The sequence below is a fragment of the Bacillus sp. LR--39 genome (assembly GCF_053613335.1).
The window spans coordinates 1-631 of the sequence record NZ_JBSIOT010001100.1 but is presented as its reverse complement, the minus strand read 5'-3'; the positions used below and the strand labels follow the sequence as shown (position 1 = coordinate 631).

Annotated in this window: 1 protein-coding gene and 1 pseudogene; both read left to right on the top strand. The window is 54.0% G+C overall.

Translation table 11 applies throughout. The features are described 5' to 3' along the window. Positions 1-345 (top strand): enolase C-terminal domain-like protein (locus ACWHAR_RS28705; RefSeq protein ID WP_452088650.1); only part of this gene is annotated, 345 nt, incomplete at its 5' end. Further along, a pseudogene (locus ACWHAR_RS28700) lies at positions 342-631 on the top strand (peptidase); the annotation flags it as partial. The gene ACWHAR_RS28705 and the pseudogene ACWHAR_RS28700, both read left to right, overlap by 4 nt.

Below are 631 nucleotides of genomic sequence, written 5' to 3'. Positions count from 1 at the left end.
TATGCTTTTCACGTGCTGAAAACGAGAAGCGCCGATCTCATCAATATTAAACTGATGAAGGCAGGCGGCATCCGCCAGGCGCTGAAAATCAACGCCATGGCAGAAGCGTGCGGAGTGGAATGCATGGCCGGAAGCATGATCGAGACAAGGCTCGGCATCGCAGCGGCCGTCCACTTCGCAGCAAGCCAGAAAAATGTGACAAAATTCGATTTTGATGCGCCGCTCATGCTGAAGGAGGATATCGTTGAAGGCGGCATCCGCTATCATGCAGGAACGATCACGATACCGGATGCTCCCGGACTCGGAATCACGAAAGTCTGCCATGAGGGGGGAGAGGACAAATGAGCCTTTATACGACAGCCGTCTCAGTCGCCAATGTCTGGACCAGTCCGGAAGCGCCGCGCACAATTGACCGGATGATGCTGTCAAACCCTGTACATGTGAGAAGCTGGCTTGACGAATTGTCCTACGAGGAGCGCCTTGAGCTATGTACGGCAAACCTTGTTCAAACGCAAGTGCTTTTCGGCGAAGATGTCCAACTTATAAAGGAGCGGGGAGACTGGGCGTTCGTCATCATTCCGGGACAGCCGTCTGCAAAAGACAGACGCGGCTACCCGGGCTGGATTCCAAA